Source organism: Antarcticibacterium flavum (assembly GCF_006159205.1).
Taxonomy (GTDB): domain Bacteria; phylum Bacteroidota; class Bacteroidia; order Flavobacteriales; family Flavobacteriaceae; genus Gillisia; species Gillisia flava.
In genome coordinates this window covers 203,464-229,617 of record NZ_CP040812.1, presented here as the reverse complement: position 1 = coordinate 229,617, position 26,154 = coordinate 203,464, and the positions used below count along the sequence as shown (strand labels likewise).

Sequence of the window (26,154 nt, the reverse complement as noted above, 5' to 3'; positions counted from 1 at the left end):
AAGTATTCTATTATTCCACTTTCCCCAGCAACACTACATTGTTTTGCCTGTAAAGGATCTCGAAGTTATGATCTGTGATCCACCTGTAATTGTACCCGGGATCCAGGATCACAACTTTCTTGATCCTGCGGGAGATCACATCCTTAAGATCGATTTGGTTCTTTGAACTTCCCCTGGACCATATAAGCACATTGATTTGTGAAATATCATCTGGCACGTGTTCTTTAAAATCTAGCATCTCTACTGTATTCCTGAAAGTATTCCTCGCAACATGCAATTTATCCTCATCCCCTTCCACAGCGACCACCATAAGGTCATTAAACTTGTAACTTAAAAAAACAGGTAAAGTACCGTATCCTGAATTCAAATGAAGGACATTGTCCCCTGCTTCAAGAAATTCAGCAACTCTTAGGAAGCGTTCTTTATCGGGGTCAAATTCCTTCTTTACATCGGCTAAAACCATTTTGTAGCGGTAATTATCATATACCTCTTTTTTATGGTAAAGCCTGTTTCCAGAGAAACGCGCCGGATAATAAAAATTCCTGAAATTAAAAGCAGGCCTGCCCATTTTCTTACGCTCAATAAAAAGCTTTTGAAAGATATAACCCTGGATCACAAAAGCAACAGATACAGCTGAAAGGATCCCTATTATTGACACAATAGACACAGAGCGCAAGGCAGGATGTTTTGCCAGAAAAAGAGCTCCTATTCCCAACAGAGTTGTGAAGACAGATAGTAATATAGAAGTTCTGTAAGTTTTGATCACCTTTACAGAGGTCTCGTATTCCCTAAGGAAAGCATTTGAAATAAAAATGCTGTAATCAAGGCCTAAACCAAAAATGAAGGTGGAAATAATAATATTAAGGATATTAAATTCGATATGCAGCAGCGACATAATGCCCAGGGCGATTACCCAGGTGATCCCAATAGGAAGAAGTGTAAGCAGCGTTAACTCCAAAGAGCGGTAAAAGAGAAAAAGCACAATAAATACCGCAATAAGGGAATAGGCAATTAAATTATTAAAATCATTCTTCAGGTTTCCAAGAAAACTCTCATTGAGTTGTTTCCTGTCTATCAGGACTGTGTTTTCCCTGTTCTGAAAGATCTGGGTAAGCTCTTCAAGATATTCCGGTTTGATATTGATCGAGGTGGAGACGGTGGCAAAATTATCACCTTCTGAGATGAAATCATCCAGGTACAGGCTGGAGATTTGCCGGTAGTCATCGAGATAAAGCGGTTCAAAATGAGCTGAAAGTAAAGTATAGAACTCTTCAAAACTCCTTGCCCTGAACCCAAAATTACCAGATTCCTCAATAAGTCTCTGCGTTACCTCATTTCTCCTGCCGGGGTTCCAGAATTCTCTCCACTGCTCGATCCTTTCAAGTTGTGATCTTGTGGAAAGTACTACTCCTCCTATACTACTGTAGTTATTGATCTTTCCTTCTTCCTCCAGTTCCTTTAGATCCCTGTAAAGATTGTTGTTGTTTCCAAGGGCTTCATCCAGGGTGGTTCCATATGACACCAGGTACACTGATTTTGCTGCCCGTCCTGCTATTTCCTGTACATTTTTTTCCTTCGCCCTTATCTCCTCCGGCTCATAATTAAGAGCAGAAAGATCATAATTAAAACCTACAGAGGTAAAGCTGAAAATAGCTATCAGGAAGATCAATGAGACAACTATAATTAAAGGCCTGTTCCTGTGGAACTCAATAGCAGCTATCCTGTCCAGAAAGGTGGGTCTTTCCTTATCCACAGCGGGAGCCTTATAAAGTAATGGTATAAGCAGGAGAGCAAAGAAAGAGGCCACTATCACGCTTACAGCTGCAAATATCCCTAGATCATTTAAGGCTTCACTGCGAACGAAGATCAGGCATAAAAATGCGATGGCAGTGGTAGTGCTGCTCATCAATACCGGGCCTGCAACTTCCCTGTACAATTGCTTAATATTATTATTTTTCTTGTAGTGGGTGAGGATATGCAGGGAGTAGTCAATACTTATTCCCAATAGAATTGCACCAATTCCCAGGGAAATGGCAGATACTGTCCCCTTGATAAGGAAAAGAAAAGCAATTGCCGTAAGCCCACCCAGGACCACAGGAACAAATAGCACCAGTGGTACATAGATCCTTCGATAATAAAAGATAAGCAGCAGGAGCAGGATGCCTGCAGCAATACCAAGAGTTAATTGTATATCTTTCTTTATCTGTTGTGCATTTGCAATCGAGTATAAGACACCACCAAAGTAATCTCCCTTAACCTCAGGAAAGTCTGCGTCCAGATCTTTCAGGATCTTATCCAACTGGTCTATGAAAACGACGTTCCGGTTAGTTTCAGATGCCGGTAAGCTGGGGGAAATAAACAGGAGCACATGCCGGTGGTCCTTCGTGATAAGAAAGTTGTTGTAAAGCTCAAACTCATCTTCAACCTGTAATTCCCTTAGTTTTTCAAGCCCTAAACCTGTTATGGCCAGGGGATCTTTGAAAAGGAAATCCTTAGTTATAATCCCCGTAGGCGATATAAGCGATTTATAATTGTTTTGTAGCCGTTCCCTTATACTATCCCTGGGTAGCCGTGATGAGATGATTCCATAATCATCTTCATTTAGAAACACCGGGAGGTTGTTATAAACGAAATCATACACCTCTCTTATTCCCTCATCTGGCACGCGGCCCTGGATATCATCAAAATATTCCGGGAGTTGACTATTCAGGGAATCTATAAAGCGGCCGGCATAATGGGTAACCTCTTCAGGATCTGGCTCCTTTGCAGTAGAGGAAACCGAAATAATTATTTTGTCTGAAAATTCGGTTTGATCCAGGACCTTCCTTAATATATCCTGTCGCTCCCCTGTGGGAATTAGACTGCTAATATCTTCCTCAAGATCTATGCGGGTGGCCAGGAAAGAAACAATGCCCACAAAGAATATGAACGCAATGAATGCGAGTGCCTTATTCTTTAAAATGAACTTATGGATCCTGTACATTTACGGCTTCACCACTTGCTTTTGGTTCGAAACCGAAAATAAGAAATAAAACACAATCCAAAGAAGTAAAGCTACTATTCCTGCAAGGGCAAAACTACCAAGCAGGTATTGCCCAAGCCCCTGCATGATCTCTGCTCCGGAATCAAAATCATTCAAGCTCAATTCCCAGTTAAGGCCCCTGCCGGTAATAAGGGAACCCAATTGATAACTGGCATAGATTATCACAGGAATAAGGGGTGGGATACTTATATTGGAGAATATGAAAGCAATAACCTTATTCAGCTTAAAAGTTGCAGCAAGGAGGAACACTAACAGGGTGTGAAGCCCCCAAAAGGGTGACATTCCAACAAAAACCCCCAGCGCAACAGCTGCGGCCTTTTTGTGTGCCGGTTCCTCGCTTTTGATAATATCCTCTTTCCAAAACCTTTTGAAACCTTTATCCCGAAATTCCCTGTATTTATTACGCGGGTGTATATAAAAGAAACTCACCAGCACAAACCACATATAAAGCATTACGATCCTGGTAATATCCCAAAACGGCCTGAAATGGGTTACCCTGTTCTCTTCATAAAAAACTTTTATGGGGATATTCTTTACCTCTACCCCACGCCAGGCAGCTTTAACAATGATCTCAATCTCGTATTCAAATTTATTGGTATAGAGTTTTATGGGGTTTACAACTTTTAGGGGATAAAGACGGTATCCACTTTGAGTATCCCCCAGGTTAATTCCTGTTACTACAAGATACCAGAAATTGGAAAATTTATTGCCTGTAGTACTTTTCCCGGGAATGCCGTCGCGGCCCATATTCCTGTCTCCTACCAATAAAAGTTCAGGGTCCTGTGGTGCCTTTGCCTCCAGTTCATCAAGGAAGACTTCGAGGTCATCTGGATAATGTTGACCATCTGAATCTATAGTGATCGCATATTCATAACCAAGTTCCTCAGCTTTTTGAAAACCGTGATCCAGTGCGGCCCCTTTCCCGCTGTTCTTTTCAAAATGAAAGATCTCCAGGTGAGAGAAATTAGTAAGGATCTCCTTTGTAGTATCTGTAGACCCGTCATTTACCACCACAATATTAGAGGTGTAAAGCTGAAGGTCCTGCAGGACGCTGGCCAGGCTCTTTTCATTATTATAGGTAGGCACCAGTACACAACACTTATGTGTGTCAAACCGGGACTGATATATTGGGCTATTACTCAAATCTTCAAATTTTTCTGCAAAAATACTTATTAATATGGCAATGCAAGGACAGGAAAGAATTTAACTCTCCTTATACCCATACCTGGCATTGAATTTAATAGCTATGGCACCTTTATGTCTTGCCACCCCTTTAAGCCCAAGTTCTCCATCAATGTTCTCCAGTGAATATTCAAGGACAAGCTGTGGGTCCTCATTAGGATCCACCACGGCCATGAACTTTACGTTCACAGCTTTTTTAAGATACAGGGTTTTGCCGCAGGTACGCTCTGCGTCTTCCTTGAAGAGCTGCATTAACATTACCCCGGGGGTAACCGGCCGGTGGGGGAAGTGGCCATTATAAAGATGATGTGAATTGTTTATCCTAAGAATGGCTGTATGATCGCCTTCCAAAGATGTGGTAGTATTTTCTACCTTATAAAAATCTTCAAGGAGCATTAATAATTCTGTTTTTGATTGGTTACTAAAATAAACAGAAAAATGCCAGCAGGAGTAGCTTAAGTATAAATATTATTCCCGGAATAAATTTTAATGCTGAAAAACTTTTTCTTCTATTTCCTTATTAATGGAAATGTTACTGAAATTGATCTGGGTGTAGTCCCCAGATTCCTCCATAAGTTTTACAGAATCTACCAGGTAGTTTCCATTAAAAAGCAATATGATCTCGCTGAACATATCCTTGATCGAGGAATCAACGGGAGTTACCACTGCCTCGATATTCTTACCTGTCCTGGAATATCTCACCTCAAAATTCTCAGGATCTTCAAGGAGTTTACCATTCACACTCCCCGATATAAGGCTTACCAACTTTCCGAAAAGCTTATTGGACCTAAGGCTGGTCACGGATTTTTTTCCGTTATCATCAAGATGCAATTGCCCGTCCTTAAATAATATTTTGTAAGTATAGGGTTCGCTATATTCCCATTTAAGCACATCTGGATTTTTGTAGAAAAGTTTTCCCCGGCTCACAGCCTCATCTTCCATAAGCTGCATATACTTTGTTTGGGTAAAATCACTTGAAAGGGTTTCCAGCCCCTCTGCATGTTTGGCAACCTCCTGTTTAAAAGATTGGATCTCGGCATTTGAAAGTTGTGCATTTTGCGACAGCACCAAAGCCGGCAAAAGGAAAAGCATGATCTTAAGTGTACGCATCTATATTAAATAATTCATCTACCCTCACCGGGTCAAAATGGTTTGCTCTCAAAAATAACAACAATTGTTCCAATATCTCCACGGTATTTTCTTTATTATCGTGGAACAGGATGACGTCTCCTGGCTTCACATTTTCAAGTACCCTCTTTACTACCAATTCCTCAGAATTTATAACAGCATCATAGGACCGTAAATTCCATCCAATCACTTTATGGCCGGAAATTTCAAGGGCACCTCGCACCTGTGGGTTAATGATCCCAAATGGAGGCCTGAAGGTGCCGGGGGTGATCCCTCCCACTTTTTTGAAGATTTTGTCACATTTTTTTATCTCCTGCAGCATAGCATTAGTAGAGAGAAAACCCATTTTCCTGGTATGGCTATAAGTATGGTTTCCCACAAAATGCCCTTTTTTAATGATAAGATTAAATATTTCAGGGTTCTCTTTTACATTCTTTCCAATACAAAAGAAACTTGCCTCCACCTTATATTTCTCCAGCACTTCCAGGATCTTTAGAGTGTTCTCCACCGGGCCGTCATCAAAGGTAAGGGCGATCCTCCTTTCTGTCTCTTCAGGGTTATTATTGAAGGCACGCAGGAAGAAATTAAGCTGCACATTGGTGGAAACGAACAGCAAAAAACCCATATACCCCAGCACCAGCCCTATAACCAGTAGACCCGGGATAAAATGGAAAGCAGAAAGTAAGGCAGCTATTAAAAGCACCCCCAATACGATCCTATGTAAGGTTTCGAATTTCAAGGTGAGCTCAATAAAACAAGACTGTGATTCTCTCCAAGATATTGATTATAAATTAATATTTGGCCTGTTGGAGCCGGGGTCTTGATATTTAGTTTCAAAATTTCAGGAATATACCCCGCTTTAAAAATTTCACAGGCAGTTTTAATTGCAAACCCGGTGGAGGTATCATAATCCCCTGCAAGATGTTTCCAGGCCAGTTGGTTTTTTTCTGAAAAAATTCCTCTTTGCAAATGCGTGTAGAAATAGTCAAAGCGGTTATCGCCATTCTTTCCAAAGAAGACCGTTAAAGTCTCATTTTTTTCTACTGAATTTCTTTGAAGAAAGGCTGAAATTTTTTTTGAAACCTCTTCAGGATCTTCAGCATTAAATATCTCCACATCCCTCAGTACAGCATAAGATCCATCCTTTTTTTCTGAAGACAGGCTGAAGAAATGTGCTCCTTCAGAAATAATTGTACCGGGAGAATCAGTCATTAAAAGATCCAGATTTTTAACCCTTTCTTTTTTAACCTGTCCATCCAGTTTTTGGAAACCTGTAATTTTTTCTGAGATCTCATCTACACCTCCTGCAAGGACATTTTTGACAGTGGGATCTTCCCGGAGCAATAATAATGAGTCTGCCAGGGCCGATTCCAGGGAAGCCGAAATCTGGCTATAGGTCATATTATAGCCATTGCATTTAAGGTTCAGCGCTATCTGGCCTCCAATGGTATTATGGGTTGACTGTATAAAGGAGGTTGGTGAAAGCATCTCCTCCTGCTGTACCAGCATAGCCTGCAGGAATTTCTCTGTATCCTGCTTGGCCCCTTCCCCTGTCCCGGTGATGATTGCATCTGGCACTTCAACCCCTGCATCATTAAGGGAAATTTTTGCTGCCGTGAGCCCCATTTTAATCCCGGTGGACATTCGGCGTAATTGCATTGCAGGGATATACTCTTTATAATGGGGAGCAACTGCACTAAAAATATTTTCCACATACCCGGTAATTTCTCCACTAAAAACCGCAGCTTCCGGCTGGGCCGAGATTCCTGCTATGCCATTAATATATATCTTATCCCTCATTATTACTAATTATTAATGAGGTACAATTCCCGCCAAAACCAAAGGAGTTGGAAAGGATATTTTTCAGGTTCTTATATGTGAGGTCGGTAATGGGTTTAATTCCGGTTTCGGGCATGGAATCCCTGAAATTCAGGCCGGGAAATATGGTTTGATGCTTCAGGGAAAGCAGGCTAAATACAGCTTCAACAGCACCTGCCGCAGCCAGGGTATGCCCGGTATAGGCTTTTGTTGAATTCATAGCTGGTAAGGAATCTCCAAAGATCCTTAATAAGGCACGGCTTTCTGATAGGTCATTGTTGTGAGTGGCAGTGCCGTGGGCATTGATATATTCTATCTCAACCGGAGAAACACCTGCACCGTAAAGTGCTTTTTTCATTGCCAGGAAAGCACCATTGCCGGTTTCAGAAGAAGCAGTTTGATGATAAGCATCATTTGCATTTCCATACCCGGTAACCCTTCCAAGGACATTTTTATCACCCACACTATCATCTGCCTCAAGCACTAAATAAGCAGCACCTTCTCCAAGGTTGAGACCGTTGCGATGTTCATCAAAAGGTTTACAGGCTTTAGATGAAAGTATCATTAAAGAATTAAACCCATTTAAGGTGAACCTGGAAAGAGGGTCTGTTCCACCAACTACTACCCTCTTTAATTGTCCCGATTTTATCATCCTTGCTCCAAGCATGATTGCGTTGGCCGAGGAAGAACAGGCTGTACTTATTGTAGTGGTAAAACCTCCTAATGCCAGGAAGTCTTTTATTCGTCCTGTTGTAAACCCGGGATGTTGGGCCTGTATGAATTTCCTGTTAGTATCCTCCTTTTCAAAACTATTGAAATATTTTTCGGTATAATCCATTCCCCCAACGCTGGTGGCAGATATAAAACCTACATAGGAAAGTTCCGGTTTTGTTATCCCAGACTTTTCCAGGGCTTCCCTTGCCGCCAGGCATCCAAGAAGGGCCCCACGGGTAAGAGTATGATCTTGGGGTAGTTTAAGCTGCATCGCCAGGTCCTTATCTGTAACCTTAATTTCCCCTACCGGTAAATTGGAATGCGCGGTTTCCAGGATCGTTGGATAGCAAATTCCACTGTTGCCCGCAAGGAGGGCTTTGAGGTTAGTATCTACCCCCATTCCCAATGCCGAAACTATTCCCATTCCGGTAACGGCAACTCCCTTAGTCATAACTTATTTTGTACGGTGAGCTTCGATGTATTCTGCCATTTTATTTATAGAAGCAAAAATCTCCTTTCCCTTTGCAGGATCATTAAGCTTAATTCCATAATCCTTTTCCAATAGTACTATTAATTCCAATGCATCAATAGAATCCAGGCCAAGGCCATCTCCAAAGAGCGGTTCATCATTCTCTATTTCATCAACCTCCATCTCTTCAAGATTTAGTTGTTCAATAATACTTTGCTTTAACTGTGTTCGTAAATCACTCATTTTCAAAACGGTATAGCTGCTCTAGTTTTTCTGCTGAAAAAGGAATTTCCCCTTTCTCCTTTATGAGGCACAAAAATACGTCATATTCCTCATTTTTCAAGTCTATCCAGCCGGAAACAACTGCAGCAGCCTTGCCTGTATTCAAAAGAATTTCTGAATAATCTGCCAGAAGCGGGGCATTAAATGTCCTGCTTATGAAAAACGAATTCTCACTTTGGAGATGATATCTTATGCTTATTTCTCCCATCACAATATTGGGTAAGGTGTAAACAAAAATTGCCGGAGAAACAATTTCTTTCATAGAGGCGAAATGTGCCCTATCAGTATCCAGGCTGGAAGTGGCGTTGGAAAATACAAGTGCTGTTGTAGGAGCTATCGATGTATCATCAAATAGTACAGACGTAGCCAGGATTCCCAATTTACTTATCCGGTCCATTTTGTGGTATTTAGGATACTTAAGCTCGAGCCGCTTATAAGCTTGTTTCAGGAAATCCATTTCTAAGGTGTTTTCTAAAGAGAATACCACCTTCCCGTTCAAATAGATCCTGTTATCCCTTATGTGAACATAGCTGTCTATAAAAAATGACTTCTTATCCATTGTACCCCTTTTTTAATACCAGTGTAAGGTTACAACCTCCAAAACCTGAAGCAGTTTTCAATGCATATCCCAATTTCCTGTTCTCTCGTTTTGTGATCACATTTATTTTTTCTGAAGTACCGGTTTCCTCAAAATTCAGAGAACAAAAGAGTTCATTATTCAGCAGGGAATGTTTAGTTAATATTGTTTCCACTAATGCTGAAGCTCCCAGGGTATGCCCGTACCAACCTTTAAAACTGTTGATAGGTGTATTGCGCAGGCCGCTTCTTGAGAAGGCAATGGCCTCCATCTCGTCATTGAAAAGGGTTGCAGTACCGTGTGCCGAAATATAATCGATCTCTCCGGCCATAATTCCTGCTTCCTTCAATGCTGCAGCAATACTCTTAAACAGGCCTTCCCCTGTTCTTGATGGACCTGATATATGATTGGCATCATTGGCTGTAGCCTCGCCAATGAGTTCAATGTATTTTCCCTGTGTTCCGGGTTTTTTGCTCACAAGTACAGCTGCTGCAGCTTCACCAAGGCTTATCCCGTTCCTGTTCTTTGAAAACGGCCTGCAGGCCTGCGGGCTAATAGCCTGGAATGATTGAAAACCGGACACGACAAAATCTGAAACAAGATCCCCACCAACTACAATAGCTCTTTCCATTTTCCCTGCTTCCATAAATCTTTTAGCAATTGCAATTGCAAGGCCTCCGGAGATGCAGGCATTGGAAACAATAACAGGTTCAAGGGAAAAACCAAAAAAATTAGCAATGACCCTTCCCATTTCTCCCGGAAGCACTCTTACTTCGGGAAATTTATGATCCCCCAGCAGGTCAATGTTCCCTTTGGTAGTAGAGATAATAAGGGCGGTGGTGGTGAGATCGATATCAGGATGTTGTTGTAATACCTTCTGGACAGCCAGGATCATCATTTTTTCCAGCCTGGTGTAACCCGAAGGGTCTCCAAAATTTGATAAAGCAGCTGTAAGTTTATCATTATCAATGATCCCTGCTACCAGACCTTCTTTAGGGAAAAAGGAATTGGGGTGGTTTAAAAGTCCGCTTCTTTCCTCACGCAGTGCCTGTAAATTCTCTTCAGTATCAAATCCCAGTGGAGATATGATGGCATCGCCAAGCAGGAAAATCCTTTTTGTCATTCAATTCCCATTTTTTGTTTCCACTCATAAAAAAAAGGCGGATTCGAAAGAACCAGCTCTCCTTTTTTATCGAGAAAGACCTGTACAGTCTCGCCTGTAGCAACAAGTTTGTTTTGGGAAGTGACTTTGTAATTAAAGATCATCTTGGCCGCGGGAGTTGGGATGAAGGATACCTCCACCTCAAATTTATCGCTATATCTCAAGGGTAATTTATGTTCGCAAAGAGATTTAACTATTGGTGTGGCATAACCGCGTACCCTAACATCGTAATAGGAGAACCCATGTTCCTTGCAGAATTCCTCCCTGGCATCTTCAAAATATTTAAGATAATTCCCATGCCACACTATTTGTAAGGGGTCACATTCCCTAAACCGAACCCTGAAATGAGTAACTGAACTTAGAGTATGCATGTTTTTAATCTACTGTAACTGTTTTCATTTCAGATGTGGCTATGACCTCTCCCTCATCATTTACCGTCCTGGCAGTGACCAGCGTAACTTTCATCACTTCCTGCAGGATCTCTACATACGTTGTTAAGGTACTGCCTGCAAGGGGTAGCTCAAAGATCTCCACTGTTTTTATTGCTCCTATGAATCCTGTTTGGGGTTTATCCAGCCCCTCCAGAAATCCCCTGTACCCCCTGTGCAGTGACATACTTTGGGCCATATGTTCTATCAAGCCGGGTTCAGAAAAAACACCTCCCTTAACCAGCAAATTACCTTCAGGGATGGTAAAGGCCATCTTTCCTGTAAGATGGGTATATTCCAGCAAGGAGTCTACCATAACAAAAGGTGGTTTCTGCGGGATCAATTGAAGGATCCTGTCTTCAGTAGTGATGGGATCTTTAAGAATATTATCTGCCATATTTTTTAAAGTCGTTCCAGTAATCGTAATAATTATACCATTGATGGGGATATCGTCGTAACATTTCTTCCAGGTTTTGAAGATACGATTTTAATAATTCTTTCCCTGTTTTTTCCTTTCCGCCTGCAGGCCGTGCATAGAAATGATAATGAAAATTCTTCTCCCTCATTATATGCACAAAAAGCACCGGGATATTATTTCTCACTGCCAGCCTGAACGGCCCCTGGGGAAATTCTACCTCTTTACCCATAAAATCATGGCTATAGGTCTTTGCTCCTTTCATAAACCTGTCGGCAGCAAAGACAAGAAGCTCGTTTCGTTGCAGCGCTTCATTCATTAGAAAGATATGGGAAAGATCATCTCTTAGGACTATGGATTTCAGTTTAGATTTTCCGGTGACAGATTCCAGGTAATCCTTGATTTGCCTGTGCTCAAAATCTGTCATTACAAGATTCACAACTGCGGGGTTATTCTCATTATCGAAAAAATGTCGCGCGAGGTTAAAGTTGCCCATATGGGCAGTGAGCAGGATCCCACCTCTACCCTTTCTTAATAAAGCTTTTATATGCTCAATACCATCAAATTCAAAGCTGTATTTTTCCTTCATTCCCGCAGCTATAGCCACCCGGTCAAGTTGAATGCGCCCAAAGGTAAAATAGCTCACATATACATTCCAGGCTGCACTAAGAGTAGAATATCCTAATCTCCTTTTGAATAAATAATAGGTACTTCTTGTTGAGCTGAAAGAGAAAACGATGAAATAGGCAGCGACAAAGATGAGAACAAAATAGGAGAAATATAAGCCAAATGTCTTTATGAAGAAAACGTAAATACGTAATCCCAGCACTGTGCCCCTGGATTTTCCGTGCCAGTTTGCCATAGTTAAGAATACAACCCGCCATTAATATTTATAACCTCCCCTGTTATATAGGAAGCTTTTTTTGAGGCAAGAAAGGAAACCAGGTCTGCCACCTCCTCTGCCTCTCCAAAACGCTTAAGCGGGACCAGCTTTTTTAATTCCTTTTCATCAAGCCCTGTGGTCATATCTGAAGTGATAAAGCCCGGGGCCACAGCGTTCACTGTCACTTTCCTTTGAGCAACTTCCTGCGCCAGCGCCTTGGTGGCAGCCACTACTGCCCCCTTGGCTGCTGAATAGTTCACCTGGCCGGCATTACCCTTAAGCCCTGAGAGTGAGACAATATTGATAATACGGCCATACCTGCCTGTAAGCATATTTTTAAGCAAAGGCCTTGTAACATTATAAAAACCTGTAAGGGATGTATTAATGACCGAGTGCCAGTCTTCCGGCTTCATCCAAAGGAAAAGTCCGTCCTTTGAGACCCCGGCATTGTTAATAAGCACTACTATTACGGCATCGGGGTTCGCCAGTTCCCAGCCGGACAGTGCATTCTCAGTTTCCTCTAAATTAGATACATCAAATTTAAGCAGGCTGCAGTTTACCCCGGTGTCCTCAATTTCTTTCTTAACAGCAGTAGCTGCTTCAGTATTGGAATGATAGTTAAGAACGATATTATAATGATGGTCATTGGCCAGTTTGAGAGCTATTGCCTTACCTATTCCTCTGGATCCACCGGTTACTAAAGCGTATTTTTGTTTCATAAATTTACTTTGTTCCCTCGTTTCCTCCCTCTGTTAATCCTGCAGGATAAGCGTCATTCTCCTTCATAAATTCCTTAACCTTTTGAAGAACAGGCGAAAGGGGAATATCTTCTTTAAAAGCCGGTACAATATCCCTTAGCACCTCCATTTGTCGCCTGGTAGCCGTGGATAATTTGCCGTTAAAGTGCAGGTAACGAAGGGCCTGTACGATAGTTACCATTTCAACGGCCATTACCTCATAGGCATTGTCAATTACAGTTTTGGTAATAGTTGCTGCATTGGTGCCCATACTCACTATATCCTGGTTATCGTTGTTATTTGGAATACTGTGCACATACATAGAGTTAGAAAGCATCTGGTTCTCTGCAGTCGTAGAGACAGCAGTAAACTGGGCACCCTGCATTCCAAAGTTAAGGCCAAGTTTTCCCAGATTTACGAATGGCGGGAGGATATCATTAAGCCGGCTATTGAGCAGGTAATTAAGTTGTCTTTCGGCCAGCATACTTAATTTTGTTATCACCAGCTTAAGCTTATCCATTTCAAGGGAAACGTAGTCTCCATGAAAATTACCCCCGTGGTAGACATGTTGCCGCTCCACATCTACAATGGGATTATCATTTGCAGAGTTAACTTCCTCAATAAGGATATTGCGTGTGTTTTCTATGGTATCGTAAACAGGTCCAAGGATTTGAGGTACACAACGCAGGCTGTAGTATTCCTGCACCTTCTCCTTGAAATAATCATTTTCAGGATATTTCCCGCTGTACAAATGTTCGTTGCGGTCTCGGGTGAGCTTGCTGTCCTTGAGATGCTTCCGCATTTTATAGGCTACCTGTTGCTGACCTATATGCAGTTTTGATGCATTTAATTCTTCAGAAAGATGATCATCATAAGCCTCCACGATCTCGTTGATTGCGGCAGAGCAGAAGATGGACCAGTCCAAAAGCCTTTCAGCATATATAACATTCACAATCCCAATGCCGGTCATGGCTGAAGTGCCGTTCATTAAAGCAAGGCCTTCCCTTAGCTCTATCTTAATGGGTGAAATATTTTCTTCAGCAAAAACTGCTGCGGCAGGCCGTTTCTTTCCTTTATAAAAAACTTCTCCTTCGCCAATAAGCACCAGGGCCAAATGGGCCAGTTGGATAAGGTCACCGGAAGCTCCCACCCCACCGTGTTCAAATATAACGGGGTTAATATCTTTGTTGATAAGCTGCTGCATGGTCTCCAGGACTCCAGGGTGAACACCACTTTTTCCAAGCCCCAGGGTATTTAACCTTGCAAGCATTAAGGATTTCACGTACAAAGGTTCCATAGGTTTCCCCATTCCTGAGGCATGGCTTCTTATAAGATTGTACTGCAGCTGCTTACAATCCTTATCCTTGATCTTATACTGGGCCATAGGCCCAAACCCCGTGTTAACCCCATAGATCACCTTATCCCTGGAAAAAGCCTTTAGAAATTCAAAACTTGCCCTTACCCTTTCATAGGTATGGCTGCTAAGTTCAATTTTTCTATTCCTGAATAAAACCTGGAAAAAACTTTCAAATTCCAGGGTGTTCTTTAAATGGAGCATATTATTTAGGGCTATTGTCTTACTAGCAGCTATTGCTGCGGCTAGTTAAGAATCTTAACAAATGTACTATATTTACCACGCAAATAAAACGGCATGAAAAAGGAAATTACAGATATCCTTGTAATTGGTGCGGGGCCTTCGGGAATAGTTGCTGCTTCATATCTTCATGAGCAGGGGGTCAAGGTTAAGATCATAGAAAAATCTACTTTTCCAAGATTCAGTATTGGTGAGAGTCTTATCCCTCAATGCATGGACAACCTCAAAGAAGCCGGGCTTCTTGAAGCAGTTATGAAGGCCGGGTTTCAAAAGAAGTACGGTGCACGTTTTATTAAAGGAAGTGAAGTTGGGGAATTTGATTTTAGCCTGAAGCATGGCAAAGGCTGGGACTGGACCTGGCAGGTTCCCCGTGCTGACTTTGATATGGTTCTTGCGCAGGAAGCAATGCAGAAGGGGATTGAAATAAATTTTAATTCTGAATTTCTTGATGTAAATTTCTACGGAAAGTCCTCTGTTTCCAAAATTAGAACTGCAGAAGGTGAGATCAGGGAAATTTCAGCAAAACTCATAATCGATGCCAGCGGCTATGGAAGGGTTCTCGCCGGGAAGCTTGGGTTGGAAGCAAAGCCCCAGGTATCTGCCCACTCCTCTATGTTTACTCATATAAAAGAAACCAACCGTCCTAAAGGAAAAGAAGGGGAACTTATAACATTTGAAGTCCTTAGCGAAAAAGTGTGGTTTTGGTATTTTCCTTTTTCCAATGGTAATTCCAGCCTGGGCTTTGTAGGCCCAAATGAATGGTTCGCTCAATTTCCTGAAGAGAACGAACTGGCTATGCAAGGAATGATGCAGCAGCTGGAATATTATAAAGGAAGGTTTGATCAATATGAATTTCTTTTTCCTCCTGGGAAGGTGGAGAATATATCCAAAAATGTAAGCAAATTATACGGTGAGGGTTTTGTACTTACCGGTAACAGTGCAGAGTTTCTGGATCCCGTATTCTCATCTGGTGTGGCATTCGCAACCTCCTCTGGATTATTGGCGGCAAAGCTAGCTGCCAGGGAATTAAAAGGGGAAATTGTTGATTGGCAAAAGGAATATGTGGACTATATTAAGCGGGGGGTAAACGTATTTTCATCTTATGTAAGGGAATGGTATACGGGAAATTTACAGAAGATCATTTTTCATCCCAATCCCCGCCCGGAGATCAAAGAACAAATTTGCGCCGTTCTAGCGGGATATGTTTGGGATGAGAGCAATCCTTTTGTAAAAAAGCACGAAAGGATCCTGCGAAATGTTGCCAGGCTCATTGAAATGGAAGAAAATCCCAGCAGTGTATAATTTTTTTTTGCCGATAAATTTCTGATGTCAAAGGTTTTAATATTCTGCAGGCAATTTTACCAATAAAATTTTTTCAAAAGGTTTGCATGGTACACAGGTAAAAGTTACATTTGCAACCGCAAAATTACTTGCGAAGTTCATTAAAAGGAGAGTTGCCAGAGTGGTTAATGGAGCAGTTTGCTAAACTGTCGACGAGCAATTGTCGCATGAGTTCGAATCTCATACTCTCCGCTGATTAATTTTTAAGTTCTATTTCCTTTTTTGGAATTTGGAATTTAAAATTTTGATTTTTAACAGCGTAAGCTGTTTGTCGCGGGGTGTAGCGTAGCCCGGTTATCGCGCCTGCTTTGGGAGCAGGAGGCCGCAGGTTCGAATCCTGCCACCCCGACAAATTATAGTATCAATCTATAACAAAAACCTGTTAATCGTATGATTTTCAGGTTTTTCTGTTTTTAAGAATATCATAAGAATTGATATGTTTTGATTAAAAATGTCAACAAATCGGATAACAAATTAAAATTTCAAAAAGTGTTGACCAGATTTATGACCAACGGTCTGCTAATCAATAAATAAATGTATCTTTATAAGTGATTTGACTTTCGTCTGATAACAACGAATTATTGTTAACTAAAAGACGAAATAATGAAAACATCTACCACCTTCAGTATTTTGTTCTGGGCGGACTTCTCCAGGGCAAAAAATGACCAAGCATCTATTTACGCAAGAATTACGGTAAATGGCAAGCGAGCTACCATCAGTCTAAAACGAAAAGTTTTAGTGTCTGATTGGGATGTCCATAAAAACAGAGCTCGGGGAACAAATCAGAAATCAAGAATTCTAAACAGTTATTTAGATGAAACTTACAATCATCTGTTTAAATGTTATCGCGATTTAATGAATGAGCATAAATTGATTACCGCACAGGTCGTTAAGGCTCGATATTTCGGTAATGACGAAAATAATCGTTCCATTACAGATATTATCAATTACCATAATGAAGATATGGTAAACAAATTAAAGTGGGGAACACAAAAAAATTATTACACTACACAGAGTTATATCTCCAAATTTTTATCGAAATCCTATAAGACCACAGACCTTTATTTACGGGAACTTGATTATCACTTTATCATAAAGTTTGAGAAATATCTCCGGGACTACATACCAGAAGACCATCAAAAGCCAATGGGCAACAATACCGTAATGAAGCATATCGAGCGTTTTAGAAAGATGATAAATTTATCGTTTAAATTGGGTTGGATTCAACGCGACCCATTTATCAATTTCAAATCTAAATTCATTAAAAACGAAAGAGGCTTTTTAAGTCTCGAAGAGCTTCAAGAGATAGAAAATAAACAATTTAGCATTCCAAGATTGGAATTGGTAAAGGATTTGTTTGTTTTTAGTTGCTATACCAGTTTAAGTTATATCGATGTCATCCATTTAACTGCGGATAATATCTGTATTGGCATCGATGGCGAACTTTGGATTTATTACAAACGGGAAAAGACGACAAAGCCCATACGAATACCTTTGTTGCCAAAGGCGATGCAAATTGTTGAAAAATACAAGAGCAACCGTAAATCAATATCACAAGGAAGTATATTTCCTAAAATCTCAAATCAAAAACTAAATTCTTATTTAAAGGAAATTGCTGATGTTTGTGGTATTAAAAAGAACCTTACTTTCCACATTGCCCGACATACATTTGCTACAACGGTTACATTAAGTAATGGTATGCCCATTGAGACGGTTTCAAAATTGTTGGGTCACTCCCGAATATCTACAACCCAAATTTATGCTAAAGTCATTGAACGTAAAGTAAGTGATGATATGCAAAAATTAAGGGCTCAATTCAATGAGATAGAAAATGAATCTATCTCTAAAGTGGTTTCTCAAAATTCATAATTCCAGTTAATTAAAAATACAATGGAACTATCTATAATAAAAAATAAAATCCATAATATTCAAGGAAACAAAGTTATTCTTGATTTTGACCTTGCTGAACTCTATGAAGTAGAAACTAGAGTACTAAAACAAGCGGTTAGACGTAATCTTAAACGTTTCCCCGATGATTTTATGTTTCAGCTTTCAAAAGATGAGTGGAAAGAGGTTATCACAAATTGTGACAACCTTCCAGAGAACATTAAATTTAGTCCTGCCACTCCGTTTGCCTTTACCGAACAGGGCGTGGCAATGCTTTCTAGCGTACTTAACAGCGACAAGGCCATTGACGTAAATATATCTATTATGCGTGCATTTGTAGCGTTACGGCAGCATCTTACAGATTATAGCAACCTTAAAGAACATATAGCCCAACTTGAAAAAGAAATGAATATCAAATTTAAGGACATTCATCAGGCTTTGAATTATTTACTGCAAAAGGACAAGGTACAGATTGAACAGCATAACAGGGAACGAATTGGTTTTAAAACGGATAGGAAAGATTAGTAACTTTTCTTTGCTTATCAGAATAGACAATTTTTATGAATATATTGCTTTTATTAATTCGGTTCAATATGAATTAGTATGTGTCCTAAATTCGGTATTTCTTTTTGTAAATGGTCTTTTAACTTATGAGCAATGTCGTGACCAGATTTTACCGAAATTTCATTATTCACAATTGCGTGTAAATCCACGTGGAATTTCATTCCGGATTTTCTAATAAAACATTTCTCTGTTCCTAAAACACCTTGAACTTCTGTTGATTTTTCTCTAATTTCAATTATCAGTTCGTCATAAAGTTGTTCGTCCATAACTTCTCCTAAAGCTGGACGTAATATTAAATAACTATTATATAAAATGAATCCAGAAGCGAATAAGGCAGCCCAATCATCTGCTGTTTCATAACCTTTTCCATATATGATTGCTATCGAAATACCGATAAAGGCCATTACCGAAGTTATGGCATCACTTCTATGATGCCAAGCATCTGCTTTTAATGATGAACTATTTGTTTGTTTACTTTTTTTAATTACAATTTGAAATGAGATTTCTTTCCAAGCTATTATTAGACCTAGCACAATCAAAGTCCAAGATTTCGGGATTTTATGAGGTGTTTGAATGTTTTGAATACTTTCATAGGCGATTATTGTGGCAGAAACAACAAGGAATGTAACAACTCCAAAGGTAATTAATGGCTCAATTTTGCCGTGTCCATAGGGATGATTTTCGTCCGCTGGTCGTTTTGCATATTTAAAACCTAATAAAACTAAAAATGAAGCAAAAATATCCGTTGTCGATTCAATCGCATCTGCAATTAAAGCATAAGAATTTCCAAAAAATCCCGCAAGTCCTTTAATTAAGGCTAAAGCAGTATTCCCAATTATGCTGAAATAAGTTGTTCGTATTGCGGTTTGTTCGTTATTCATTCTAATTTTAGTTGTCAATAAATTTGTTATATTTATAACAAAGATACTTTTTTAATCACAAAAAAAAGAGGTGATAAACACCTCTTAAATTTTGGTTTCCAAAATCATTTTTCTGCTCCCTTTTAGCTCCTTCAGCTCCAGCATTAACTTTTCGTTGTCGCCTAAAACAAACTTTGAAACTACATACACAAAGCATTGACTTTCTCCATCAGTAATGGAATATGGCATTTTGTGTTTGTAAATAACTTCTTGTTGTAATCTTTGGTAAGAGGCTTTACGCTTTTTGTTTCCGTTGGTTCTATAAACTTTAATGTAGTCAATTTCAAAATCGATTCCAGACCTGTTCTTGACCTCTATAACCAAATACACTTCAGAAGCATCATACGCTATTTTTTGTAATTGGACTTTAATTCCTTTTTTGCGTTTGGTTTCAATACGCTCAAAGTTGGATTTTAATAAATACTCGCTGAATTTTTGAAAATGTGTTATTCTATTTGCATATTCGTTCAACGGTTTAACTTCTGGCTTCTGCTTAATCTTTTCCGGAAGTTCACTGCCAATGCTTTCATTTTCATTGATAAAATAATTCAGTTCTGGAAGTTTTTCAGAATATTTCAAAATATAAGAATAAACGCGACCATCACTTGTAACGGTCAATAGGTTGCTTTCTGTTCCAGGCTTCGCCTGTAACAAACCGAAATACTGCTCTTTCTCACGATTATAGGTGAATACAAAATTGGAAGCTCCTGTAATTCCTTGTCGAATAGGGTTTGGAAAAAACAGGGCAACGTTTTTCTGGTCGTTGGCGTAAATAGTGTCAAGGGGTTGCTGTGCTGAAATTGACATTGAACAAATCAATAACAGTAATGTGATATATGTTTTCATAAGAGTGAGTTTATTAATTGCCCATTATGGGCTTTCCTTGATATTTTGTTTTAGGAAGTCTTAAAATGAGTTTGTAATTATCGGTTATCGTAACCTTTACGTTTTTATGGTTACGTTGGAATATTTTCTTGAAACCGCTTACTTGCGGAACACCAGTAATATTAATGTCGTCCACCATATCGCCAACAATTTCATTGGTAACTTCTGCTCTAAAACTGTTTTCAACATAAATGCCTTCGCTACCATCCTGAAAATCATAGGCTTTCAATTTTACTGGTTGATGATTGATATTCTCAATGTCTATGATGGTGCGATTGGGTTTAAAATTGACAAATCCATAAATAGGCGTATTCTTGGAATAGCGTTGTCCATAAATGGTAGCATCTTTTATCAACCGCATTTGTAAGCGATAATTGGTTTTAACTGTTTGTGTGCCATCTACTCGTACATAAATGAAATCATCGGTATTTTTTGAATTCAAATCCTCATTTTCAATAGGATGCGAAGCAAAAAAGAGTTGATGCTCCAAAGCACGTTCTTTGGCTTCCACGTTCGTTTCTTGCTCTTCAATAGCATCCGTTGTGTCTTTTTCCTTCTTAACAGGTGGTTTTGGTGGATAGTATCTTGGATTAATATTTTCAAACGTTCTATCTGAATATCGAATCTGCCCTTGTTGGTAAATGCTATCTACCATCTGCATTTTTTTCTTGTCCAATAAATCAGGGTCATATACGCCTGTGGAATCCAACAGCCGTTCATCATAAATGCTGGGTGCGTTGGTTTCCCTAACTTCCTTTAAGTCGTTTAGGGCATCCAATTTGGAATCGTATTCCTTTTGGTCGTCTTCCAGTTCCGGTACAGGAATCTGGTTGTTCTCAATGGTCGGTTCTTCGTCCTCGCCCAATATAAGCATTGCATAGCCACCTATAAAAAGCAGGATGCATACCAACACGATGGCAAAGACTATTTTATTTTTTTCTACTTTCATAATTTTCTAATTTTCGTAATGTGCTTTCAAAAAAGTTGGTAATTAGCAGTCCGTGGGTATTGTTTGGAAAGTTTCTATCTACGTGAATCAAATTTCCAATAGTGGTCAACTCATAAGTATCTGTGATAGTACCTCTATTGATTTCAAAAATGGTTTTCGTTTCAAACTTGTAGGGTTCGTTTTGAATATCAACTTTGGATTCGATATTCAATACTTTTTGAACCAACGAGTATTGCAACAAACGGTTATAAACTCCATCGGCTTTTTTCTGTCGGTACAGAGCATCTACAGAACTATTACCCAACCAAAGGGCTTTCTCCAAGTTCTTTTCGTAATTGCTGGCATCAATGTTATAGAAATAAGTGTGAAACAACTCCAATTGTGCCAAGACTTCTACTTTTAAATTTTCTTGTTGAGATACCAGTTTCAAGGGAATAACACTTCCGTCCGAATTGACTACAAAAGCATTATTAACTGTTTCTTTATGCAGCTTTATGACCATCAAAACGGAAATGACGCACGTGAGCACAGCTCCAATAACGACGGTCAATACTATAAAGCGATTGAGCTTTAAGATGTTGTAAATATTCTTATATGGTGTTTTCATCTGTAAATTATTATTGCTTTATCAGCCTGTAAAGAGTTTAAAAGTGAACGAGGTCGCTCGTTTATATAATTTGAATTTCAGCAATACAATAAATCCGATAGACCCTAACTGTAAAAGCGGTGCGAAAAAATTACTCCCCCAATCCGTACCAAATAAGTCGCTCCAGAAATTTGTATTGATTTCGGTATAAAGATTATTCACGAAAACATTGACCAGAAAGAAGGCAGGAACTAACATATATACGCCAGCGTAAAGCTTAAAAAAGTTGTATGCCAACGACCTGAACTTTTCAAAAACCGCCAAGCTGATGACCAAAGGGAAAAAGGCTTGCATTATGCCCAGCAAAAAGAATCGTTCTGCAAGGAATAAGGGGTAAATAAACAAATCCAATAGCCAGAGAAATATTCCGGCAATAAAGGATAGTATTTTTAAGCCGTATAAAGGTGTTACTAATGCTTCATAAAGCATTGCCATTGCTTTTTTGGTGGCATCCCAAGCACTTACATCCTGTTCGATGTCAATATCTTGCATCTGTAAAGGAAGAAGTGCGGGTGCCGTGTCCCGATATTGGTTTTCAATGGCCACCAAAATGGTGTCGAAAACACTTAATACCTGTGTGGAAAAAATGACTAAAATCACTATTGCAAAGTTTTTGGCCAGTTCCGCAGGGGTCAATCCCCACGTATAACCCTCATTATTGGCTACACCTTCATTGTACTTTTTTAGGATGTTGATGAGAAAAAACAAGAGGGCGAGTGTCTTCATTCCTACAATAGTGTATTGTGAGAAATCACTATTTTTTATCGTTTGAAAAATAGTGTCCACAAACTCTAACCCTATGCCTAAAAAAATACCTGACATTAGTAATCGGTTTCTCGGTTATTGATTTTGTACTGCATTTCTCGAAATTGAATAATCTCTCGATAGCGTCTGGTTTTTGCCTCAATTTCCGCTACCATTTCCTTGGATTCCAGCTCTTTTTCTTTAAGGACTTCGGCACGTTCGGCATCGGTCATTTTCAGATTGTCGCTGGACAATATTTGGTCGATATATTCCATACCAGCCATAGAGTTCTGAAGGATGGCATCAAAGGAATCTGAAATGCGTGTAACTTCATTTGGTTTAATAAAAGGGGAATTGAGGATTTCCCTCAAATCATCCTGTACAACATCAAACAATCGTTGGTTGTTTCTTGCCAGTTCCCTGACTGCTTGAAGTTGTTTGATGACATTGTTTACCTTATCGATATTCTCTTTTTGGGTTTTAAGGAATTTTAGCGTCTTCATTAAATTGGCGGTTTGTTTACCTGATTCCAATAATGATTTTACAAAAGAGATAAAGTTTGTGTTGTCATACACAGGCATCCCCTGGGCCGAAGCCTTACTTCCAATTAGCACTACAAATAGTGCGGATAACATTAGATTTCTGATAGTGTGTCTCATAATTTTTATTTTTAAGAATTAATAAATATTTTAATGGCTTTCTCCATATTTTGGTGTTCTTCAAAATGTTTCATAATGTCTTCGTTTTCTTTGCCATCCGTGAGGTAAGCAGCAAAGACTTCGGGCGGTACTTCCAATCGGAAAATGTTGCTTTCCTTTCCGATTTTGATGAACATTTCGGTATATTTTCGTGTTCCTGTAAGGTTGTTACGAATGGATTTTAACTGGTTTAAATCGTGACTGGTAAGGTTGAGCCTGTTTTTTAATTCGGCATAGCCTTTTTCATTACGAAGGCTGTAAATTACTTGGGTGTTTTCAAGAATACTCGCCGATGTGGAATTGTTGGGCAATTGGTTAATGGATTGCAGTATAATCCCAATCGCTCCATTTTGTTTTCTAATGGCTTGATAATAGAATTCTACACTTTCGAGTACATTTCCAAATTTGAGCTGTTTGGCAAACTCGTCGAATAGGATGATTCCCCTCTCGGCTTTATTTCTCCAAATGGTTCTTTGAATGGCAGATTTAATCAGCTTCAACATTACGGAAAGGATTTCCTTATTGTCCTTTACTTCATCAAGTTCAAAAACAATCAGTCTTTTATCCTCAATTTTATAGGTCTGGTCTTCACTTACATTGAACAGGAAGCTGTACAAGCCATCATCCACATATTCAGAGAGAATGTGCAGAAAATCGTAGATGTTGAAATGTTGCTCTTGAATATGTAGTTCTTCTAAAAAGGTGTCTTTTTTTGTATCAACGAACTGGTATAAATTTTCCAAAGAATGTGTACCACCCACATTTTGTAGATAGTAGTACCGAAGTACTTTTTTGACCGCCACTTCTTCAGCTTTAGTCGTTGCTTTGCCCGAAGCCAAGAGCTCTAAAAGGAAGATTGCCAAATCTTCCAATCGCTCTGGTGTCAAATCATTGACATCAGAGATATAGAATGGATTGATACCCAAATTTTTTCCCTGTTCATAGCGAAGGATGATATGGTCGTCTGGATAGAGCTTGGCAAATTTTGAATATGAACCACCTAAATCAATAATGACCAATCGAACATTTTGTTCAAAATATTGGCGTAGAATATTGTTTGCCAAAAAAGATTTTCCCTCTCCAGTAGGTGCGAAAATGGCAAAGTTCCTTGCCTTGATGCGTTTCTTCTTTTCATCCCAGACATCTTTAAGTACAGGAATGTTATGTTGTCTGTCATTAAAGATGACACCTGTGGCATCTGACTGATAGTTGGTATTGTTAATGTACAGGCAAAGAGCGTGTTTTAAATCGGTTACGTATAAATCCTCATTAGAAAAATTGGAAGTAAAACAGCAATATGAGTTTAAGAAATATTGCTTGCGTTCTTCGCCTTTTGGATAATAAGGCACTATATCCAATTCTTTGAATTCGGTTTTTATTTTGGAAGCAATTCTTTCTAATTGTGCTTCATCTTTATCCCAGAATATAATATTTAGATGACCCCTAATAATTCTTGAACTATCGTCCTCATTGATTTTGGTAACAATGTCTTCAATCTTCTTTAAGATGACTTTGTTCTGTGTTCCAAAATTGGAACTCTTTTTGAGTTCTTCAATTTTCTTGTCCAACAGCTTTCGCCATTTGTGCTTATCATCCAAATAAATGATTTGGTTGACAATATGATTTTCATTGAGATTCAACCCTAATCCGTCAATAAATCCTTGGTGGAATACAAAGTCGTCCGAAGTAAATTTATCATTGGTCTTGCTACTCTGAACCACATCGCCATAACACAATTCGCTATTGATGGCCAGCACATCAAAATGATGGTCGCCAATTTCAATATTCGCTTTTTTCAATAGAATGTCGGTATCAAATCCTTCGTTGAATCCATTAAAATAAGCATTGGTCAATGACAAGACTTTATCGATACCCAAAGGTATCAATGACACTTTCCGGCTGTTATTTACAAAGGAAACGGCATCGTTAACAGAAGCAATAAATTCCTGAACGTTATGGTCCATTTGCTTATGAATACCCTTTTCGACCTTGCGGAATGGGTTGGTAAACTTCGGTGCGTTCAAAGCTTTGTTGTGCGGAAGTATAAAGAATAGGTAAGAAGAATGTTTAATGAATTCCCGACCTTTAAAATAATCGTGTGTGGCACGTTGCAAAAAGCTTTTGTTCGGAAGTTCTTCCGCCAAATATTCAGCTTTCTGATAGATGTCCTGTTTGTGGATAACCGTGGCAATAGGCAATGATTTAAACGCTTGAAACCACGAACCGTGAATATCCTCAAAATCTTTTTCCGCGAGGGAATAGATTTCAGGATTGTCCACTTGATAGCCCAATACCACATTGCCGTTATTAGCGAACACGATATGGTCTTGAATATCCAAAATAGGATGATATGCCGATAGGTTAATTTTCTTCATAGTACAGACGACTTCCTTTTTTGTTACTAATTGTTTGTGGGAATACCTTTTTGATGTGCATCAATGCAGGGTTTTTGGTAATGTGAGTCAATACGATATACAGTGCACCGTTCAATAGAAATACTGAAATGATAACAGTAAAGCTGAACGAAAAGATGATGAACAGCAATGAACCGATAACAACGGTCATCATTAAAGCGAACAATGATATGGGCAGACCCATAATCACGGCTCGCTTGCGTATGTTTTTATAGACCTCGAATCGTTTCATTACACTACGATGCTAATGAGGTACGTAAAGATGCCCACGACTGCTCCCGCAATCAATACAAAGACCAATACACGGGTAATACCTTTTTTTAAATCGGCATTTTCGCCAAAGAAGTGTCCTGCATTGAATAGAAAGCCAATTAAGAATATAACGCCCAGAATAATAGGGAAAATGGTTCGGATAGTATCGGAAACATCGTTTACGGAATCTTCGATACCTCCAATTTGTGCAAAAGTCGTACTTGAAATAAGTAATGATAAGATGGTTACATAATGTGATTTTTTCATAATCAAGGTGATTTAAATTTTACGTCAATTTTGATATTTGAAAAATAGTGTATATTACAACGCAAATAACTGATAATCAGTAATTTGTGAATAAAATAAATTTTGACATCAATTGTTTTTATTTGATACGAATTGGTATCAAATTTTATGAAAAT

26 protein-coding genes and 2 tRNA genes are annotated in these 26,154 nt (G+C 39.3%); 5 read left to right on the top strand and 23 right to left on the bottom strand.

The features are described from left to right. Nucleotides 1–10: 10 nt before the first annotated feature. From FHG64_RS01040 to FHG64_RS00970, 15 genes are all read right to left on the bottom strand, one after another. Nucleotides 11–2,983 (bottom strand): MMPL family transporter, encoded by a 2,973-nt coding sequence (locus tag FHG64_RS01040; protein ID WP_139064672.1) that lies wholly within the window; start codon nucleotides 2,981–2,983, stop codon nucleotides 11–13. Continuing rightward, nucleotides 2,984–4,186: a DUF2062 domain-containing protein gene (locus FHG64_RS01035; protein WP_139064671.1), complete on the bottom strand. Its 1,203-nt coding sequence runs from the start codon at nucleotides 4,184–4,186 to the stop codon at nucleotides 2,984–2,986. A gap of 60 nt (nucleotides 4,187–4,246) precedes the next feature. After that, nucleotides 4,247–4,621: a hotdog family protein gene (locus FHG64_RS01030; RefSeq protein WP_139064670.1), complete on the bottom strand. Its 375-nt coding sequence runs from the start codon at nucleotides 4,619–4,621 to the stop codon at nucleotides 4,247–4,249. 90 nt (nucleotides 4,622–4,711) lie between these two features. Further along, entirely contained in the window at nucleotides 4,712–5,335 is a 624-nt protein-coding gene (locus FHG64_RS01025; RefSeq protein ID WP_139064669.1) for a LolA family protein, read from the bottom strand. Further along, nucleotides 5,322–6,092, bottom strand: a complete 771-nt coding sequence (locus FHG64_RS01020) for a polysaccharide deacetylase family protein (RefSeq protein ID WP_139064668.1) — start codon at nucleotides 6,090–6,092, stop codon at nucleotides 5,322–5,324. Before FHG64_RS01020 ends, FHG64_RS01025 begins: the two co-directional genes overlap by 14 nt. Beyond that, on the bottom strand, nucleotides 6,089–7,153 hold the full coding sequence (locus FHG64_RS01015) for a beta-ketoacyl synthase chain length factor (RefSeq protein ID WP_139064667.1): 1,065 nt from the start codon (nucleotides 7,151–7,153) through the stop codon (nucleotides 6,089–6,091). Before FHG64_RS01015 ends, FHG64_RS01020 begins: the two co-directional genes overlap by 4 nt. Beyond that, a complete protein-coding gene (locus tag FHG64_RS01010) occupies nucleotides 7,143–8,336 on the bottom strand; it encodes a beta-ketoacyl-[acyl-carrier-protein] synthase family protein (RefSeq protein ID WP_139064666.1) in 1,194 nt (397 codons plus the stop codon). The genes FHG64_RS01015 and FHG64_RS01010 overlap by 11 nt, the downstream gene beginning before the upstream one ends. A 3-nt stretch (nucleotides 8,337–8,339) precedes the next feature. Next, complete coding sequence (locus FHG64_RS01005) at nucleotides 8,340–8,597, bottom strand: phosphopantetheine-binding protein (protein WP_139064665.1); 258 nt, start codon at nucleotides 8,595–8,597, stop codon at nucleotides 8,340–8,342. Further along, entirely contained in the window at nucleotides 8,590–9,195 is a 606-nt protein-coding gene (locus FHG64_RS01000) for a hypothetical protein (protein ID WP_139064664.1), read from the bottom strand. The genes FHG64_RS01005 and FHG64_RS01000 overlap by 8 nt, the downstream gene beginning before the upstream one ends. Next, complete coding sequence (locus tag FHG64_RS00995; protein ID WP_139064663.1) at nucleotides 9,188–10,336, bottom strand: beta-ketoacyl synthase N-terminal-like domain-containing protein; 1,149 nt, start codon at nucleotides 10,334–10,336, stop codon at nucleotides 9,188–9,190. Before FHG64_RS00995 ends, FHG64_RS01000 begins: the two co-directional genes overlap by 8 nt. After that, nucleotides 10,333–10,746, bottom strand: a complete 414-nt coding sequence (locus FHG64_RS00990) for an acyl-CoA thioesterase (protein WP_139064662.1) — start codon at nucleotides 10,744–10,746, stop codon at nucleotides 10,333–10,335. Before FHG64_RS00990 ends, FHG64_RS00995 begins: the two co-directional genes overlap by 4 nt. A 4-nt stretch (nucleotides 10,747–10,750) precedes the next feature. Then, on the bottom strand, nucleotides 10,751–11,200 hold the full coding sequence (locus FHG64_RS00985; RefSeq protein ID WP_139064661.1) for a hypothetical protein: 450 nt from the start codon (nucleotides 11,198–11,200) through the stop codon (nucleotides 10,751–10,753). Further along, a complete protein-coding gene (locus FHG64_RS00980) occupies nucleotides 11,190–12,080 on the bottom strand; it encodes an LpxL/LpxP family acyltransferase (RefSeq protein WP_139064660.1) in 891 nt (296 codons plus the stop codon). Before FHG64_RS00980 ends, FHG64_RS00985 begins: the two co-directional genes overlap by 11 nt. 2 nt (nucleotides 12,081–12,082) lie before the next feature. After that, nucleotides 12,083–12,820, bottom strand: a complete 738-nt coding sequence (gene fabG / locus FHG64_RS00975; RefSeq protein WP_139064659.1) for a 3-oxoacyl-ACP reductase FabG — start codon at nucleotides 12,818–12,820, stop codon at nucleotides 12,083–12,085. A gap of 4 nt (nucleotides 12,821–12,824) precedes the next feature. Beyond that, nucleotides 12,825–14,396, bottom strand: coding sequence for an HAL/PAL/TAL family ammonia-lyase (locus tag FHG64_RS00970; RefSeq protein ID WP_139064658.1), 1,572 nt, complete (start codon nucleotides 14,394–14,396; stop codon nucleotides 12,825–12,827). 93 nt (nucleotides 14,397–14,489) lie between these two features. Here FHG64_RS00970 and FHG64_RS00965 point away from each other — a divergent pair, with 93 nt between their 5' ends. The 5 genes from FHG64_RS00965 (at nucleotide 14,490) to FHG64_RS00945 (ending at nucleotide 18,185) form a co-directional block, all read left to right on the top strand. Next, on the top strand, nucleotides 14,490–15,734 hold the full coding sequence (locus FHG64_RS00965; RefSeq protein WP_139064657.1) for an NAD(P)/FAD-dependent oxidoreductase: 1,245 nt from the start codon (nucleotides 14,490–14,492) through the stop codon (nucleotides 15,732–15,734). A 146-nt stretch (nucleotides 15,735–15,880) separates the two neighbouring features. Next, nucleotides 15,881–15,965 (top strand) — tRNA-Ser (locus tag FHG64_RS00960). Between the two features lie 82 nt (nucleotides 15,966–16,047). Next, nucleotides 16,048–16,122, top strand: a tRNA-Pro gene (locus FHG64_RS00955). A 254-nt stretch (nucleotides 16,123–16,376) separates the two neighbouring features. Next, nucleotides 16,377–17,642, top strand: a complete 1,266-nt coding sequence (locus tag FHG64_RS00950; protein WP_025743357.1) for a site-specific integrase — start codon at nucleotides 16,377–16,379, stop codon at nucleotides 17,640–17,642. Nucleotides 17,643–17,663: 21 nt separating this feature from the next. Further along, complete coding sequence (locus FHG64_RS00945) at nucleotides 17,664–18,185, top strand: ORF6N domain-containing protein (protein ID WP_025743358.1); 522 nt, start codon at nucleotides 17,664–17,666, stop codon at nucleotides 18,183–18,185. A 53-nt stretch (nucleotides 18,186–18,238) separates the two neighbouring features. Here FHG64_RS00945 and FHG64_RS00940 read toward each other — a convergent pair whose 3' ends face one another. The 8 genes from FHG64_RS00940 to FHG64_RS00900 form a co-directional block, all read right to left on the bottom strand. Continuing rightward, nucleotides 18,239–19,105, bottom strand: coding sequence for a cation diffusion facilitator family transporter (locus FHG64_RS00940; protein WP_025743359.1), 867 nt, complete (start codon nucleotides 19,103–19,105; stop codon nucleotides 18,239–18,241). An 84-nt stretch (nucleotides 19,106–19,189) separates the two neighbouring features. Continuing rightward, nucleotides 19,190–19,990, bottom strand: a complete 801-nt coding sequence (locus FHG64_RS00935; protein WP_025743360.1) for a DUF4138 domain-containing protein — start codon at nucleotides 19,988–19,990, stop codon at nucleotides 19,190–19,192. Between the two features lie 13 nt (nucleotides 19,991–20,003). Continuing rightward, nucleotides 20,004–20,978 (bottom strand): conjugative transposon protein TraM, encoded by a 975-nt coding sequence (traM, locus tag FHG64_RS00930; RefSeq protein WP_025743361.1) that lies wholly within the window; start codon nucleotides 20,976–20,978, stop codon nucleotides 20,004–20,006. Further along, nucleotides 20,959–21,585, bottom strand: coding sequence for a conjugal transfer protein TraK (locus tag FHG64_RS00925; protein WP_025743362.1), 627 nt, complete (start codon nucleotides 21,583–21,585; stop codon nucleotides 20,959–20,961). The genes traM and FHG64_RS00925 overlap by 20 nt, the downstream gene beginning before the upstream one ends. 21 nt (nucleotides 21,586–21,606) lie before the next feature. After that, the gene (locus FHG64_RS00920; protein WP_034230060.1) at nucleotides 21,607–22,446 is read right to left on the bottom strand and encodes a hypothetical protein; all 840 of its coding nucleotides are present in this window, start codon (nucleotides 22,444–22,446) and stop codon (nucleotides 21,607–21,609) included. Continuing rightward, nucleotides 22,446–23,003, bottom strand: coding sequence for a conjugal transfer protein (locus FHG64_RS00915; RefSeq protein ID WP_394344230.1), 558 nt, complete (start codon nucleotides 23,001–23,003; stop codon nucleotides 22,446–22,448). Before FHG64_RS00915 ends, FHG64_RS00920 begins: the two co-directional genes overlap by 1 nt. Nucleotides 23,004–23,038: 35 nt before the next feature. Then, complete coding sequence (locus tag FHG64_RS00910) at nucleotides 23,039–25,441, bottom strand: TraG family conjugative transposon ATPase (RefSeq protein ID WP_025743365.1); 2,403 nt, start codon at nucleotides 25,439–25,441, stop codon at nucleotides 23,039–23,041. Between the two features lie 270 nt (nucleotides 25,442–25,711). Beyond that, complete coding sequence (locus tag FHG64_RS00900; RefSeq protein ID WP_025743366.1) at nucleotides 25,712–25,999, bottom strand: hypothetical protein; 288 nt, start codon at nucleotides 25,997–25,999, stop codon at nucleotides 25,712–25,714. Nucleotides 26,000–26,154: the final 155 nt, after the last annotated feature.